12 protein-coding genes and 5 tRNA genes are annotated in these 13,850 nt (G+C 46.7%); 12 read left to right on the top strand and 5 right to left on the bottom strand.

The genetic code is table 11. The features are described 5' to 3' along the window. The first annotated feature begins 48 nt into the window (after positions 1 to 48). From LRL21_RS12660 to LRL21_RS12620, 9 genes are all read left to right on the top strand, one after another. Positions 49 to 125 (top strand) — tRNA-Asp (locus LRL21_RS12660). A gap of 19 nt (positions 126 to 144) precedes the next feature. Then, positions 145 to 220, top strand: a tRNA-Phe gene (locus tag LRL21_RS12655). Between the two features lie 25 nt (positions 221 to 245). Further along, positions 246 to 322: transfer RNA gene (locus LRL21_RS12650), tRNA-Pro, on the top strand. Between the two features lie 217 nt (positions 323 to 539). Continuing rightward, positions 540 to 1,037 (top strand): GNAT family N-acetyltransferase, encoded by a 498-nt coding sequence (locus LRL21_RS12645; RefSeq protein ID WP_240416126.1) that lies wholly within the window; start codon positions 540 to 542, stop codon positions 1,035 to 1,037. Between the two features lie 60 nt (positions 1,038 to 1,097). Beyond that, positions 1,098 to 1,886, top strand: a complete 789-nt coding sequence (locus LRL21_RS12640; RefSeq protein ID WP_240416151.1) for an SDR family oxidoreductase — start codon at positions 1,098 to 1,100, stop codon at positions 1,884 to 1,886. 138 nt (positions 1,887 to 2,024) lie between these two features. Beyond that, the gene (locus LRL21_RS12635; protein WP_240416125.1) at positions 2,025 to 2,573 is read left to right on the top strand and encodes a GNAT family N-acetyltransferase; all 549 of its coding nucleotides are present in this window, start codon (positions 2,025 to 2,027) and stop codon (positions 2,571 to 2,573) included. A gap of 68 nt (positions 2,574 to 2,641) precedes the next feature. After that, positions 2,642 to 3,109 (top strand): GNAT family N-acetyltransferase, encoded by a 468-nt coding sequence (locus LRL21_RS12630; protein WP_240416124.1) that lies wholly within the window; start codon positions 2,642 to 2,644, stop codon positions 3,107 to 3,109. 173 nt (positions 3,110 to 3,282) lie between these two features. After that, positions 3,283 to 3,359: transfer RNA gene (locus tag LRL21_RS12625), tRNA-Arg, on the top strand. Positions 3,360 to 3,366: 7 nt separating this feature from the next. Then, a tRNA-Leu gene (locus tag LRL21_RS12620) sits at positions 3,367 to 3,449 on the top strand. 203 nt (positions 3,450 to 3,652) lie between these two features. On the opposite strand, the gene LRL21_RS12615 is transcribed toward LRL21_RS12620, so the two are convergent. Then, positions 3,653 to 4,714 carry a Gfo/Idh/MocA family protein gene (locus tag LRL21_RS12615; protein WP_240416123.1) on the bottom strand — a complete coding sequence of 354 codons (1,062 nt, stop codon included), beginning with the start codon at positions 4,712 to 4,714 and terminating at the stop codon, positions 3,653 to 3,655. A 1-nt stretch (position 4,715) separates the two neighbouring features. Next, the gene (locus LRL21_RS12610) at positions 4,716 to 5,447 is read right to left on the bottom strand and encodes a ThuA domain-containing protein (RefSeq protein ID WP_240416122.1); all 732 of its coding nucleotides are present in this window, start codon (positions 5,445 to 5,447) and stop codon (positions 4,716 to 4,718) included. A gap of 216 nt (positions 5,448 to 5,663) precedes the next feature. On the opposite strand from LRL21_RS12610, the gene LRL21_RS12605 reads away from it, so the two are divergent. The 3 genes from LRL21_RS12605 (at position 5,664) to LRL21_RS12595 (ending at position 10,752) form a co-directional block, all read left to right on the top strand. Further along, positions 5,664 to 6,581 carry a helix-turn-helix domain-containing protein gene (locus tag LRL21_RS12605; RefSeq protein ID WP_240416121.1) on the top strand — a complete coding sequence of 306 codons (918 nt, stop codon included), beginning with the start codon at positions 5,664 to 5,666 and terminating at the stop codon, positions 6,579 to 6,581. 247 nt (positions 6,582 to 6,828) lie between these two features. After that, complete coding sequence (locus LRL21_RS12600; RefSeq protein WP_240416120.1) at positions 6,829 to 8,385, top strand: extracellular solute-binding protein; 1,557 nt, start codon at positions 6,829 to 6,831, stop codon at positions 8,383 to 8,385. A gap of 27 nt (positions 8,386 to 8,412) precedes the next feature. Continuing rightward, positions 8,413 to 10,752, top strand: coding sequence for a helix-turn-helix domain-containing protein (locus LRL21_RS12595; RefSeq protein ID WP_240416119.1), 2,340 nt, complete (start codon positions 8,413 to 8,415; stop codon positions 10,750 to 10,752). Between the two features lie 133 nt (positions 10,753 to 10,885). Here LRL21_RS12595 and cyoD read toward each other — a convergent pair whose 3' ends face one another. From cyoD to LRL21_RS12580, 3 genes are read right to left on the bottom strand one after another with little or no spacing between them, the layout of a single operon-like run. Further along, positions 10,886 to 11,209 (bottom strand): cytochrome o ubiquinol oxidase subunit IV, encoded by a 324-nt coding sequence (gene cyoD / locus LRL21_RS12590; protein ID WP_083689773.1) that lies wholly within the window; start codon positions 11,207 to 11,209, stop codon positions 10,886 to 10,888. Beyond that, positions 11,210 to 11,863: a cytochrome o ubiquinol oxidase subunit III gene (cyoC, locus tag LRL21_RS12585; protein ID WP_240416118.1), complete on the bottom strand. Its 654-nt coding sequence runs from the start codon at positions 11,861 to 11,863 to the stop codon at positions 11,210 to 11,212. It lies immediately after the preceding gene. Then, complete coding sequence (locus tag LRL21_RS12580) at positions 11,863 to 13,830, bottom strand: cbb3-type cytochrome c oxidase subunit I (protein ID WP_240416117.1); 1,968 nt, start codon at positions 13,828 to 13,830, stop codon at positions 11,863 to 11,865. The genes cyoC and LRL21_RS12580 overlap by 1 nt, the downstream gene beginning before the upstream one ends. Positions 13,831 to 13,850: the final 20 nt, after the last annotated feature.

Here is a 13,850-nt window from a genome sequence, read left to right as displayed (position 1 = left end):
CCCCGCAACTTAATAATTTCGAAGATAAGTAAGCTTCGAAAACACTGTGGAGCCGTGGTGTAGTGGCCCAACATGCCTGCCTGTCACGCAGGAGATCGCGGGTTCGAATCCCGTCGGCTCCGCCATTATAATGAAAATACATAAGGCTCGGTAGCTCAGTCGGTAGAGCAGAGGACTGAAAATCCTCGTGTCGGCGGTTCGATTCCGTCCCGAGCCACCATGTAGTTCCTAATTGTATATATTGTCGGGACGTAGCTCAGCTTGGTAGAGCACCTGGTTTGGGACCAGGGGGTCGCATGTTCAAATCGTGTCGTCCCGACCATTTTAAATTTAATGCTAATTACATATAGTGAAAACCGATAAACCTTGTCTATCAAGGTTTTTTTTGTTTTTTTGGACAAGCTCAGAAATAAGAAGACTATTATAATAGTAGAAACACGGATAGGAATTCTTAATTACATACAAAAAATCCATATTCAAGCACCCTTTCAATATGGATAATAATAGGAAGAAATAGCGGATAGCGAGGAGTTATGAGCATGATATTAGAAAAAGTGGCTTATGGACAAAAATCAGTACTGAGACAGCTAATGGAGCTGTATAAATATGATTTTAGCGAGTATGAGCTTGATGATGTTAACGAGCAGGGATACTACGATTATCCATATTTGGATCATTACTGGACTGAGGACGGAAGATATGCTTTTTTTATACGAGTTGATGGGAAGCTGGCTGGCTTCGCTTTGGTGAGAGCGCTTGGAGTCGATACAGAAGGGGATACGATCTATTCGATGGCAGAGTTTTTTGTGATGAAGAAATTTAGAAGAATGGGAATAGGAAGCAAGGTGGCGATCAGCTTGTTTGACATGTTTCCGGGGATATGGAGGGTGGGACAAATAGAAAATAATGCTTCATCGCAGCTGTTTTGGCGAAAGGTTATTTCCGAGTATGCAGATCATAATTACGAAGAAGGCAGACGTGATGATGGCGAAGGTCCTTTGCAAACCTTTAAATCAAATAGGTCGAACGAAGTTTGAGGCTGCTTATAGAAGAGGGTATAAATACGGCTGTGAAGGATGGAGGTTTTTATGGCCAATATGAATCGATTGAACAATTCACTTGATACAATAGCTGTCGTTACAGGAGCAACACGTTTGCAAGGAATTGGTGCTGCAATTTGCAACGCACTGGCGCAGGCGGGAATAGATATCTTTTTTACAACGTGGCCAAGCTATGATCGTACAATGCCTTGGGGAGTCCATGATAATGAAGCATTTCAAATCCAGCAGCAAGTAGAGAGCTATGGAGTTCGCTGCAAATTTATAGAAGTTGATCTATCTGAAGCAGACTCGTTCAACCAAGTTCTGAATACGGTGGAGCAGGAGCTTGGAGAACCGTCGATTCTTGTTAATAATGCAGCATATTCGACTCGAGATGGCTACGAACAGCTGACTTCCTCGATACTGGATGCACACTATTTTGTGAATATGCGAACAGCCTCCTTATTAAGTGTGGAGTTCGCACGCAGATTTAACAAAGGTACAGGCGGGAGAATCATAAACCTGACCTCAGGACAATCTCTTGGAGCTATGGAACAGGAGCTAGCCTACGCGATGACAAAAGGTGCAATAGAGGTGCTAACCAAGACGCTGGCCGCTGAAGTAGCGGATAAAGGAATCACAGTTAATGCAGTCAACCCTGGGCCAACCGATACCGGCTGGATGTCAGACTCTATCAAAGCTGAACTGCTGTCTCGATTTCCGAGAGGACGGATAGGAACACCTGTGGATGTGGCACGGCTTATCGCCTTCTTGGCAAGTGATGAAGCAGAATGGATTACCGGGCAGGTTATGCACTCCGAGGGTGGATACAAGCGTGGGGGCTGACTGGAAGCGCCTAGAGATTTTAATTCCAAATTTATGAATAATATCCTATAATCGTATTAAGGGTGTATTGGAATGCTGCTTGATGAGACGCATTCCTTTTTGCGCTATAAATACTTTGAAGCGAGAGGAGATATGTGGATGCAGCTAGTTACGGAGCGATTGATAATAAGAGAATTTATACAAGCAGATTGGGAAGCCGTGCATCTGTACGCCTCAAGTCCTTTGGTCGCCACACATATGATCTGGGGGCCCAATACAGAGGAGGATACCAAGGATTTTGTGAGCAGAGTCATCGAGCAGCAGCAGGTGCAGTCGAGAAAGGATTATGAAATGGCTGTCGTACTGAAGGCGACGAATCAGATTATTGGTGGATGCGGTATTCACCTATCTGAACCGAAGCAGGGTGAGATTGGTTATTGCTTCAATCCGGAATTTTGGCGACAAGGCTTCGCAGCTGAAGCTGCTACGGCTATGCTTGGCTTTGGATTTCAAACTCATGGATTACACCGAATCTACGCCACTTGTCGTCCTGACAACATCGGTTCAGCCAAGGTCATGCAGAAAATCGGAATGACTTATGAAGGGCGTCTGCGAGAACATATGCACCATAAAGGCAAATGGCACGATTCCTTACTTCACTCCAAATTGGAGCAAGAATTTAATCGTAAGGACAGTTCGCCAGAGTAGAATCATCCCCATCTGTTTTGAAAAACGGTTGTAGCTGTAAGTGAACTTATATAGACGGAGTGACAGTCATGAACATTGAGGTAAAAGAAGCGGATATCGATCAAGCTGATCTGATCCTGTACACGATGCAGCAAGCTTTTCAGGAGTACGCAGGTAAGTTGAATCCGCCCTCAGGGGCGCTTTCCGAAACAACGGACGATATTATTAAAATCATGCAGCAGGGCGGCGGAGCGGTGATAGCCTGGGCGGATCAGACCGCTGTTGGATCGGCCCGTTATAAATTTAAAGATTCACACATGTACATAGGAAGAGTGTCAGTCACACCTGCCTACAGAGGGAATGGGATTTGTAAAAAGCTGCTGAGCTTTATTGAGGAACAAGCTAGAGCCAAAGGAATATTGGAAACCAGGGTGGAAGTACGCTTATCGATACCAGGAAATATTGAATTGTATCAGAAGCTGAAATATGAAATAATCGATCACATTTACTACCCAGATCGAGTAGATAGCTGGTATGTGATGAGAAAAAAGGAGTAATGAAGTTCATTTTCTGTGAGCTGTAGAATGGAGAATATGCATGGTTTTTTATAAAAAAAATAATATTTTAATATTTTGCTTGCATTCGTATTTTATTCGTGATATTATACTTCTTGCGCACATGAAGCAGCGCAAAAATAACTGCTGGAATGCAGAATATAATTATATACCGCGCGCCCTTAGCTCAGCTGGATAGAGCGTTTGACTACGAATCAAAAGGCCGGGAGTTCGAATCTCTCAGGGCGCGCCATACACTTGCCGGTGTGGCGGAATGGCAGACGCGACGGACTCAAAATCCGTTTCTTGAGAGGGAGTGGGGGTTCGAGTCCCTTCACCGGCATCATGGAAGTGCAAAAAAGATGAGGATCAATTGATCCTCATCTTTTTTGTTCATTCATTTATAAGGCAATAAAGTCTAGCGACAATGGACAGGCTCTGTAAAGCAGCAGGTACTATGAGTGTTTACTTTGATTCGAATGTAGTGAACCAAGACCGTACGTGTAAATGGCTTGGTTCACTAAATTCGCTTGCGGAACCTTTAACCTATAAGTTGCTGAGAATGGAGCTGATCTGTACCTTTTCCCCACGCTTCGCGCTTTCGATCGCACCGAACACCATTGCCATACTGTTCAGGTTATCCGAGCAGTCAGTCTCTGCCTTGCGACCTTCGATGAGCGAGGTGAACATCTCCTCAAAGCAGCCATCGTGTCCCTCACGGCCTTCCCAGACTGCGGAAGGGTAAACTTGCATATGTTCGTTCATAAAGGCTCCTTGAGCCGGTTCTACGGGTACGACTTCGGCATAGGGCCTGTTCTTACCATCCCATATCAAGGTTCCTTTGGAGCCGACAATTCGCCACGCACTTTCCCAGGAGGTTGGAGCGCCTTCAGCACTCCATGAGCCATTATAGGAAAACACGGTACCGTCCGACATTTCAAATATGCAAACTGCCGAAGCATTGCCTTTGTACCAGGAATAAGGCGGATTAAATTCATGGCAGTACACGGATACCGGGTTGGCACCGAGCAGAAAACGAGCCTGGTCAAAGGTATGGATGGCCATATCGAGAATGAGCGGGTTGTCCATAGCTTCGCGGAAGCCGCCAAAGTGCGGCCCAAGGAAAAAGTCGGCTTTCATAAATCCAGGTTGTCCGATGACGTTCTGCTCGATCATTCCACGCGCCTCGCGGATTTGTTTATTGTACCTGCGGTTCTGCATAACGATGTAGTTTTTATTATGTTGATTCACGAAGTTCTTCATCTCAATTGCATCCTGCATGGAGGCGGCCATCGGCTTCTCTCCGATCACATTGCAGCCGAGCGCTGTGGCTGTCATAACGACGCTTTTGTGAACCTCGGGTATCGTAACGTCCATCACCAGATTGGCTCCGGTAGCACGTATGGCTTCCTCAAGGCTGGTAAATTTACCGCAGGTAAGACCGAGCTCATTAGCCATCGCTTCCGCGGCAGCTGGATAAATATCTACTAAAGCGACAATCTCGACGTCTTCTCTCGAAAGCGCATATTTGACCCAACGTTTGCCCATGTTGCCACAGCCGACCTGAACGGCCCTGAAAGGCTTATTAGCTTGGACAGCTTCCGACATATTACTTACCTCCTTGGATCGTCTCCAGCGGCTTGCTGTTGCCATAGACAGGCACTGGACGAGTGGTTGGCGCTGCCCACGATACGGCGTTGCGGATAACGCGTCGAATTTGTTCGTTATAATAAGTAGGATAAGTTTCGTGACCGGGACGGAAATAAAAGATTTTGCCTTGTCCACGATGGAACGTGCAGCCGCTGCGGAATACTTCTCCGCCCTCAAACCAGCTTGTAAAGATCAATTCGTCCGGCTGCGGGATATCAAAGTGCTCGCCGTACATTTCCTCCTGCTCAAGCTCAATGTATTCACCAATGCCTTCAACAATCGGATGTCCGGGGGATACGACCCACAGCCGTTCCTTCTCGTCAGCCTCACGCCACTTCAAATTGCATGAGGTACCCATCAGCTTCATGAAAATTTTGGAGAAATGTCCGGAGTGCAGCACGATTAAACCCATGCCCTCACGTACACGTTTATGAACGCGGTCGACGATGACGTCAGTCACCTCACGGTGCGCTTTATGCCCCCACCAGATCAGAACGTCCGTACCGTTCAGCTTCTCTTCGGTTAACCCATGCTCTTCTTCATCCAAGGTAGCATAGCTGATCTCAAAAGCATCGCCAAGACCTTCACCAATGGCGTGATGGATACCTTGGGGGTAGACGGCCCGAACCTTTTCGTTATTTTGTTCATGACGGAATTCATTCCAGACGGTAACGCGCAGCTTTGTACTCATATTGAATACCTCCATTATATAATCAGGATATGTGCTTTCTTCTCAGATTATAGGCAACCGCTTACACAAAAGATAGACTGAAAACTGCCCGTTCCTTCTCCAAAAATGACCTTTTTGATTTTATTGAAAGATCCTGTGTTATACTCAACATATGTAGATCTCAATCTATAAGAGGAAACAATCTTCTTAAATGAAACCGATGAGGTGCATTCGTTTATGACTATTACAATGGATACGCGGCATGATCCTGTCAGAGAGGAACTCGTTATCTATCAGAACCCATCCCTTTTTTTGAAGGTATGGGAGGTACAGTCCGACAAACAGACAGTAGGGATTCCCGAGGTATGGCCTTGGCATTATCACAAAGAGGTTGAATTTCTAGCCATAACTGAAGGTCGTGCCGGCATACAAACGAAGGATGATTATCGTATCCAGGACTATGGGGATGTTATGCTGTTCGGCTCCTCGCAGCTGCATCGAATTCATAAAGCAATGCCAACCCCGCTAAGGTTCATTGTGCTTCAGGTCGACTTGCTGCAGCATTTTGACCAAAGCTCACTACCTTATTTGCACTGCTTTTCCGAGCTGACCCAGCCGCTCAGCACATTGAATTATATATTCAGGGAGCATCCTGAGGCTTGCGAAGAGGCTTTCTCACTTGTGAACGAGATATATAGGGAGTCCCAGTCGCAGCAGCGCGGCTACGAGCTGGCAATTGGGGCTTCAATCAAAAAGCTGCTGCTGCTTTTGCTGCGCTATGACTCCCGGATGCTGCTTCAGGGTGATACGGAGCTGGAGGTGGTTCGTTTGCGGCCTGCACTTGATTATGTGGAGCGGAATTTAGGTGAGAAAATTACAGTCGAAGAGGTTTGCAGCCTGCTTAATTTGAGCTACGCCTATTTTATCCGCTATTTTCGCACAACGATGGGACTGTCTTTTATCGAGTTCGTTAACTACAAGCGCGTCAAAAAAGCCGAACGGCTGCTGGCGACCCGTGATCTGAGCATTACGGAAATTGCCTGTGAGGTAGGGATCCCGAGCACTGCGCAATTTTATAAATTATTCAAACGGCACAATCATTGCTCGCCTGGTGAATTCAAGGCGCGAATGAGTGGTAAGACAGTCGGGAGCTAGAGTCTAATTTTGCTCCAAATCAGTGTTGAAGTGGATGGAATATACCGGACTTTTCTTTCGTTAACAGCAATGATCCCCGCTTTTCCTTACTAAGTACGGCGGTAGGGCAGGACATTTCTTTTTGAGCAGCGATGGAAAAGTATTGTCCGTATTCTGCCTTTCCTAAGCCGTATATAATTCGACTTGAGCGCTCTGGTAGCATATAGGAGCTGCGCATCGATAATGACAATGGGGAGGATTTAAACGGATGAAGCACAAGAATAAAAGGGTGTATATGACGTTGACACTGATGTTAGCGCTTGCGACAGCTGCGGGTTGTTCGGGTCCGACGGAGACGAATAAGGTAGCCGGGACGGACAAGGGTTCAGCGCCATCAGGACAAAGCAAGGATGCAGATAAACCGTTATCGATCAAAATGTTCGCTGGATTGTATAACGAAGTGCCGAATATGAATGATGATTATTGGTCGGAATGGCAAAAAAGGACTAACTCCAAGCTTAATGTGGAATGGGTCCCCTCTGGTGATTTGAACACAAAGCTCGATTTGCTGCTCGCTTCCGGTGATCTGCCTGAGGTCGTTGCTGTTCCCGATTTCAAGAAGGCAACCTTGCTCAGTGCGATCAAAAATGGCGCGTTTTGGGACCTCACCCCGTTTCTCGGTGATTTTAGCAAATACCCGAATATGAAAAATAATTTGGTTAAGGATGCTTTTAAATACAGAACGATAGATGGCAAAATTTACTCGCTGCCGGGATCACGTTCAAGAGTAGACCCAGGAATCAAAATCCGTAAGGACTGGCTCGATCAGTTGAAAATTCCGGTACCTACTACACTGGATGAATATGCGGACGCCTTGAAAAAAATCATCGATGCCGACATTGACGGCAATGGCAAGAAGGACACGCTTGGCTTGATCGGCCATGGAGTAATCGTGAGCGATGGGGATGCTTCCTTTGCCGCTGGATTTGGCGCATCGCAGCCTACCTACGATGCTGCTGGAGGCTTGATCTATACCAATTTGAATCCGCAGTACACGGAGATGATCGCCTGGTTTCAGAAGCTTTACAAAGAGGGTATATTGTCCAAGGAATTTGCAGTCATGAAAACGACCCAAGCCGAGGAGCTATTCCAGACAGGCCGTGCCGCTTCCTATCCAAGAAGTATTTGGTGGGATAAGCAGTGGGAGACCGCGATGGAAAAAGCCGGACAAAAAAATCCGCAGATTCTGAATTTGGCGCTTAAAGGTCCTAAAGGCATGGCGGTTGATCTAGCAATAGGCGGCGGTGGGGGCTTCTTGATATCCAAGCAGGTACCTGAAGCCAAGGTATGGCAGCTTCTTGATTATTTTGAGAAGACGGCCTCGGAAAGCATCACCGATTTTGCCTATTACGGTACAGAGGGTATACATTATACGGTAGTCGATGGACAAAAGGTACTGAACGAGAAAGGGATTAAGGAAGTCAATACAACAAGTAAAGGAGTCGGAGTACTTACCTATCAGAAGTGGGGTAAAGTTATCAGTGCATCCGGAAGCAAAGCCTACAATGATGCCAAAATCAAGGAAGTAGCCAACTTCGATGAAATTGGCCAGGTGGACCCGTTCCGCTTCCTGGTGTCCGATTCATGGATCAATGTGTGGTCCAAATATGAGAGCGAGTGGAAATCGATGGTGACCAAGGTGATTGTCGGCCAGATCAGCATGGACGAATACAAGCAGTATGTTGATAAAATCAATAATCTTCCAGAAACGAAGCAAGCGTATCAGGAATTCGCCAAAAATTATAAAAGCTATTTAGGCAAGTAACAACCTCTGTTTGCCGGGGAGGCGTCTATGAAATACTGGATACAAAGGGGGCTTGCGCTGCTTGGCACCATGCTCCCCGGAACAAACTATTTAAGCCGTCTGGTCTGGTTGGGATGTATTTCGGTTTCGCTGCCCATTTTTCTTCTGGGCAGCGCTTATTTACACGTGTCTGAGAACAAGCTGACCCAGCAGTTTCAGGAGGACAGCTATGCCTCGTTATTGCAGCTGAAGGAACGTATGGAAAATGTATTGACGCAAATCGAATATCAATCGCTGCAGCTATCGATTCAGCCCTCGATCAAAGCCGTTCTTGGTCAGCCCGATTTTGCCGAGCATTATGTGGAGCAGTCAGAGATACTGGAAACACTGCTGGTGCAAAAGAATTCCGGCAGCTTGATTCGTGAGGTTGTTTTTTATCAAAGCGCAAGCGATATTGCGATATCGAGCGGGTACGGAGCAGCCACTTTGGAGAACTTCCCGCAGCGTGACAATATCTTAAAGGTTCTGTCTATGGAGAATAAATCGGAATGGGTATACCTGCCTTCTTCCGCTCAGGATGGCTGTATTTCATACGTACGTCGGCTTCCAGTAACGAATTATGGCAAACCGCAGGGTATTATGATTTTCCAGGTCAGAGAGGCGGAAATACGCAAGCTGCTGTTCAATTCCGGCTCTAGCCTGCGTACCCAGGATCTATTAGTTATGGATGGCAAAAATCATATTATGCTGCACTCGTCCAATGATTTCTTGCTGGGCAAGTCTGCCAGTACACAGCCACTGCTAAACCGTGTCCTATCGGATGATAGCGATACCGACCGTTTTATCCAAACCGATGATCAAGGTGAGCGTCTGCTGACCGTATTTTATCGAACGGCTCTCGGAAGAACCTATGTTTCACTGATGCCGGAGCGCGAAATGACAAGCCAACTGACATGGCTTCGTTTGTTTATCGCCCTTTCCGTGTTGATTTTTTTGCTTCTCGGTGTAGTATTGACGATTGTATTCTCCAAGATGGCATACAGCCCCATCGACAAGCTCCTTAAATATGGCGAACAGCTGCGGAATGTAGGTACGACGAGGACTCCCGGCATCAAGGGCAATGAAATCGAGTTTATCCGCTCCTGCTTGACTTATTTGAGAGATCAGGCGGAATCCTTGGACAGCTATGTGAAAAAGATTCAGCCGGATTTACGCGATCAATTTCTACTGAATGTGTTAGGCAATACATTGGCAATCCGTAAAGAAGCTTTAGATTCGTCCTGTCGTACGTACGGGATTCCACAGGATGGCATCTATGTGGTACTGGTTGTGATGGCGGAAAATTTGTTCAAGGAAAAAAGGTTTTTGCCTAATGAAGGCGCGATCATTGTGTTTGCTATCAAAAATGTGATGCTCGAATTGCTGGAGCATTGCGCCCCGGCACAAGGATTTGTAGTAGAGAAGGATGAGAAGGAAGCAGTTGGTATTGTGCATTTTAACAGCAGTACTGACGAGGACGAAATTGCACGTACGATTCAAGGGTATGCGGATAAAATCTGCGAGGCTTTGCAGACGTACTTGTCATTTAAGGTTTCAATTGGGGTTGGAGGGCAGCGTGAGAACATCGCCCTGCTATCAGAATCCTATAATGAAGCTAAGCTTGCTCTGCAATACCGATTAATTAGCGAAAGTCAGCATGTACTCTACTACAACCGCTTAGCCGTTCCTAACGATAAGCTGAAAATTTTTAATTATCCAAAAAGCTTTGAGCTGGATATGGTTGAATTCTTGCTTCAGGGCGAGCTGTCAGCTGCCGAGGAGACCCTGGTGCAATTTTCGCAGCGGGTACGGGCATCAGATTCATATAATACAGCGATGCAGTGCTATCTGGTGCTGTTATCTTCCATCATTCAGTCACTGGAGGAAATGGGTTACGGTGTATTGGATAGTCTTGGTGACAATTTATTCGAGCAGCTCAAGGCCAGGCAAACGTACCAAGAGGTCCATGAATGGTTTGTGGAGATCTTGTTTCCGATGCACCGGCAAATTACGGAAGAAATCAGGAATAATACGACGAAGCTTGCCGTACAAAGGGTATGTGCACATATTGAGGCTAACGAGGGCTTGCCTTCGTTGATTGAGTGCGCGGAGCTGGTCAACATGAGTCCTTCATATTTAAGCCGTCTGTTTAAGCAGGAAGCAGGTATTTCCTTTATCGAGTACCTGATGAAATACAAGGTGGAAAAGGCACGAAAGCTCTTGGAGGTAACAGACCATAGTATTACGGAAATTGCCTCGATGGTCGGGTATTCCGAAAGAAATTTGAACAGGGCATTTCAGAGGCATGTGGCGATGACGCCTAAGCAGTATCGATTGTCAACGCGTTGAGGTATCGTGGAGGCAGTTTATCGGAATAATGTGCAAGAAAATGAAAACCCGTGAGAGACAGCAGATTTCTTGAGCTGTCCCTTACGGGTTTGTTCATGTTGCTTGGGATATTTTCACGTACTATGGCAGCTTTTTAATGTGCAACCGCATTATACGTCATAATCCATATCGAGCCGGATACAATCGTCACGAGAATAACAAGACCCAGTATCAAAGCCATCAGGTTGTAGCGCGGTTTCTGCTCTTCCTTGATGTGCATGAAGAAGATCATCTGTATCGCGAACTGTAAAACAGCGATTAAAAGAATAATGACAAGCGTTGCGGTAGTGTTAAGCATATGGTTCATGACAAGTACGAGCGGAATGATGGTCAGCACAATGGATAAAATAAACCCAATTGTATAGGATTTCAAGGATCCGCCATGTGCCTGATGTGGCTCAGCGTTGTGATTATCCATTTACATCACCCCCATTAAGTAGACGACTGTGAACACGAAGATCCACACAATATCAAGGAAATGCCAATATAAGCTGATGATCGTAACCTTGCGTTTTGTCACATCGGTGATACCGCGGCGGCTGAGCTGGATCATGATGCCTATCATCCATACGAGTCCAAGCGATACGTGAAGGCCATGCGTACCGACGAGCGTGAAGAAGGCAGACAGGAATGCGCTGGTGGAGATCGTCGCGCCCTCGTTCACCATAGTAATAAACTCGGATACTTCGAGCGTAATAAAGGATGCGCCAAGCAGTACAGTGACAGCCAGCCAACCGATCAAGGCCTTTTTATTGCCCTGATTCATGGCGAGAACGGCCAAGCCGCTGGTAAAGCTGCTCGTTAACAGGATGAAGGTCTCAGCGATGACGCCAGGCATTTCGAATAGCTCATGAGCTGTGGGACCGCCGTTCGTATTCAATCTTAACACCACATAGGTGGCAAATAACGTACCGAATAAAATACAATCTGTTATCAGAAACAGCCAGAAGCCGAAGGTCTTCATGGATTCTTGATCGGCATGGCCATCGTGATGATGGTCATGCTCGTTAGCGTGCCCATGTCCATGTCCGCCGCTGTGTGCGGAAGACTTGTTGGTAATTGTCTGTGCCATTAATGGGACCCCCTTAATGCAGCTTCTGTACGTTTAACCTCATCGACCGGAATATAGTAGTCGGTGTTGTAAGTGAAGGAGCGAACCAGCAAGCAGACAACGACGCCGATAAGTCCAGGAATAGCCATCCACATCCAGCTCCAGACGAACCCGAAGCCTGCAACGAACCAGCAGACTGACATGATGAAGGGGATTGCAGAGTTTCTTGGCATATGAATCGGTTCGATCTCCGGTGCAGGAGTGGCAATACCGGCTGCACGTTTATTTTTCTCTTCCAGCCACGGATCCAGCGTGTCTGCCCGTGGAATGGTTGCAAAGTTATATAGCGGTGCTGGTGACGGAATGGACCATTCGAGCGTACGTCCGCCCCATGGATCGCCTGTTGTATCTTTTTCCATAAACTTGATACTGTGGGCAATTTGCCATACCTGGAATATGAACGCAATCCCCATCAAGAAGCCGCCAACGGTGGAGATGACATTAAGCGGCTGCCAGCCCATATCAAAGTCATAGGCATTAAAGCGGCGCGTCATGCCCATCAAACCAAGTGCATACTGCGGCATAAAGCAGACGTAGAAGCCGATATTCCAGAACCAGAAGGCCCATTTCCCGAGTCCCTCATGCAGCTTGAAGCCGAACATCTTCGGCCACCAGTAGTATAACCCGGCAAAATATCCGAATACGACACCACCGATCAGCACCTGGTGGAAATGCGCAATCAGGAAGTAACTGTTATGAAATTGAAAGTCAGCTGGTGCAACAGAGAGCAGCACGCCTGTCATCCCACCTACAATGAAGCAGGGGATGAAAGCTGCGGTCCACATCATCGGCGTGGAGAATGTGATTTTTCCTCGGAACAGCGTGAACAGCCAATTGAACACTTTGACACCGGTTGGTATGGCGATAATCATGGTCGTTATGGCAAAGAATATATTCACATTGGCACCGGAGCCCATCGTGAAGAAGTGATGCGCCCAGGTAAAGAAGGACATAATACTAATGGAAAACATCGCAAATACCATTGATTTATAACCGAACAGCTTTTTCTTGGCAAACGTTGAAACAATTTCCGAGAAGATACCGAATGCAGGCAGAATAACAATGTAAACCTCAGGGTGACCCCACATCCAGATTAAGTTGATATACATCATCGGATTACCGCCGCCATCTAGCGTAAAGAAGTGTGCGCCGAGGAAGCGGTCCAGGAACAGCAGGGCAAGCGTAACGGTCAAGATCGGAAAGGCAAAAATGATAATGATGCAGGTTGTAAATACAGACCATGTGTACATTGGCATTTTCATTAACGTCATGCCGGGAGCACGCATTCTCAGGATCGTTACGATAAAGTTAATGCCTGTCGCCAAGCTCCCGATCCCGGAAATTTGTATGCCCCATATATAAAAGTCTTGACCGACACTAGGACTGCCCGATAGCTCCGAGAGCGGCGGATAAGCAAGCCAGCCTGCATCGGGTGAGCCCCCTATAATGAAGGACAGGTTGAACAGCATCGCGCCAAAGAAGAACAGCCAAAAGCTAAGCGAGTTCAGGAACGGAAAAGCGACATCGCGAGCACCGATTTGCAGCGGTATCGCAATATTGAATAGACCGAACATGAGCGGCATGGCCATGAATAAAATCATAATAACGCCGTGCGTTGTGAAAATCTGGTTATAATGCTCAGCCTGCAGAAACTCAAGCTGCGGAAGTGCAAGCTGTGTACGCATGAGCAGTGCATCAACACCGCCGCGGAACAGCATCAGCAGCGAAGCGATGATATACATAATCCCTACTTTTTTATGGTCAACTGTAGTTAGCCATTCGGTCCAAAGCCACTTCCATTTTTTGAAAATCGTCAAGGCCAATACGATAGCCACCATTGAGATAGCAATGGAGACTTGAGCTCCAAGAATCAGCGGATCGCCCGTAACGAAAAATGTGGATGAAAATTGTTTGATTGAATCCAGCATGGTAGGTCTCCTTTCGTTTC

The organism is Paenibacillus periandrae (assembly GCF_022458865.1).
GTDB lineage: Bacteria > Bacillota > Bacilli > Paenibacillales > NBRC-103111 > Paenibacillus_S > Paenibacillus_S periandrae.
The sequence above is the reverse complement of the archived record's forward strand: the minus strand, read 5'-3'. Positions and strand labels throughout refer to the sequence as shown.

Bases quoted from the DNA above. Each gene is read 5' to 3' on its own strand.
- LRL21_RS12600 (WP_240416120.1), top strand. From the start codon at position 6,829: ATGAAGCACAAGAATAAAAGGGTGTATATGACGTTGACACTGATGTTA.
- LRL21_RS12605 (WP_240416121.1), top strand. From the start codon at position 5,664: ATGACTATTACAATGGATACGCGGCATGATCCTGTCAGAGAGGAACTC.
- LRL21_RS12595 (WP_240416119.1), top strand. From the start codon at position 8,413: ATGAAATACTGGATACAAAGGGGGCTTGCGCTGCTTGGCACCATGCTC.
- LRL21_RS12645 (WP_240416126.1), top strand. From the start codon at position 540: ATGATATTAGAAAAAGTGGCTTATGGACAAAAATCAGTACTGAGACAG.
- LRL21_RS12640 (WP_240416151.1), top strand. From the start codon at position 1,098: ATGAATCGATTGAACAATTCACTTGATACAATAGCTGTCGTTACAGGA.
- cyoD (WP_083689773.1), bottom strand. From the start codon at position 11,209: ATGGATAATCACAACGCTGAGCCACATCAGGCACATGGCGGATCCTTG.
- cyoC (WP_240416118.1), bottom strand. From the start codon at position 11,863: ATGGCACAGACAATTACCAACAAGTCTTCCGCACACAGCGGCGGACAT.
- LRL21_RS12610 (WP_240416122.1), bottom strand. From the start codon at position 5,447: ATGAGTACAAAGCTGCGCGTTACCGTCTGGAATGAATTCCGTCATGAA.
- LRL21_RS12630 (WP_240416124.1), top strand. From the start codon at position 2,642: ATGAACATTGAGGTAAAAGAAGCGGATATCGATCAAGCTGATCTGATC.
- LRL21_RS12615 (WP_240416123.1), bottom strand. From the start codon at position 4,714: ATGTCGGAAGCTGTCCAAGCTAATAAGCCTTTCAGGGCCGTTCAGGTC.
- LRL21_RS12580 (WP_240416117.1), bottom strand. From the start codon at position 13,830: ATGCTGGATTCAATCAAACAATTTTCATCCACATTTTTCGTTACGGGC.
- LRL21_RS12635 (WP_240416125.1), top strand. From the start codon at position 2,025: ATGCAGCTAGTTACGGAGCGATTGATAATAAGAGAATTTATACAAGCA.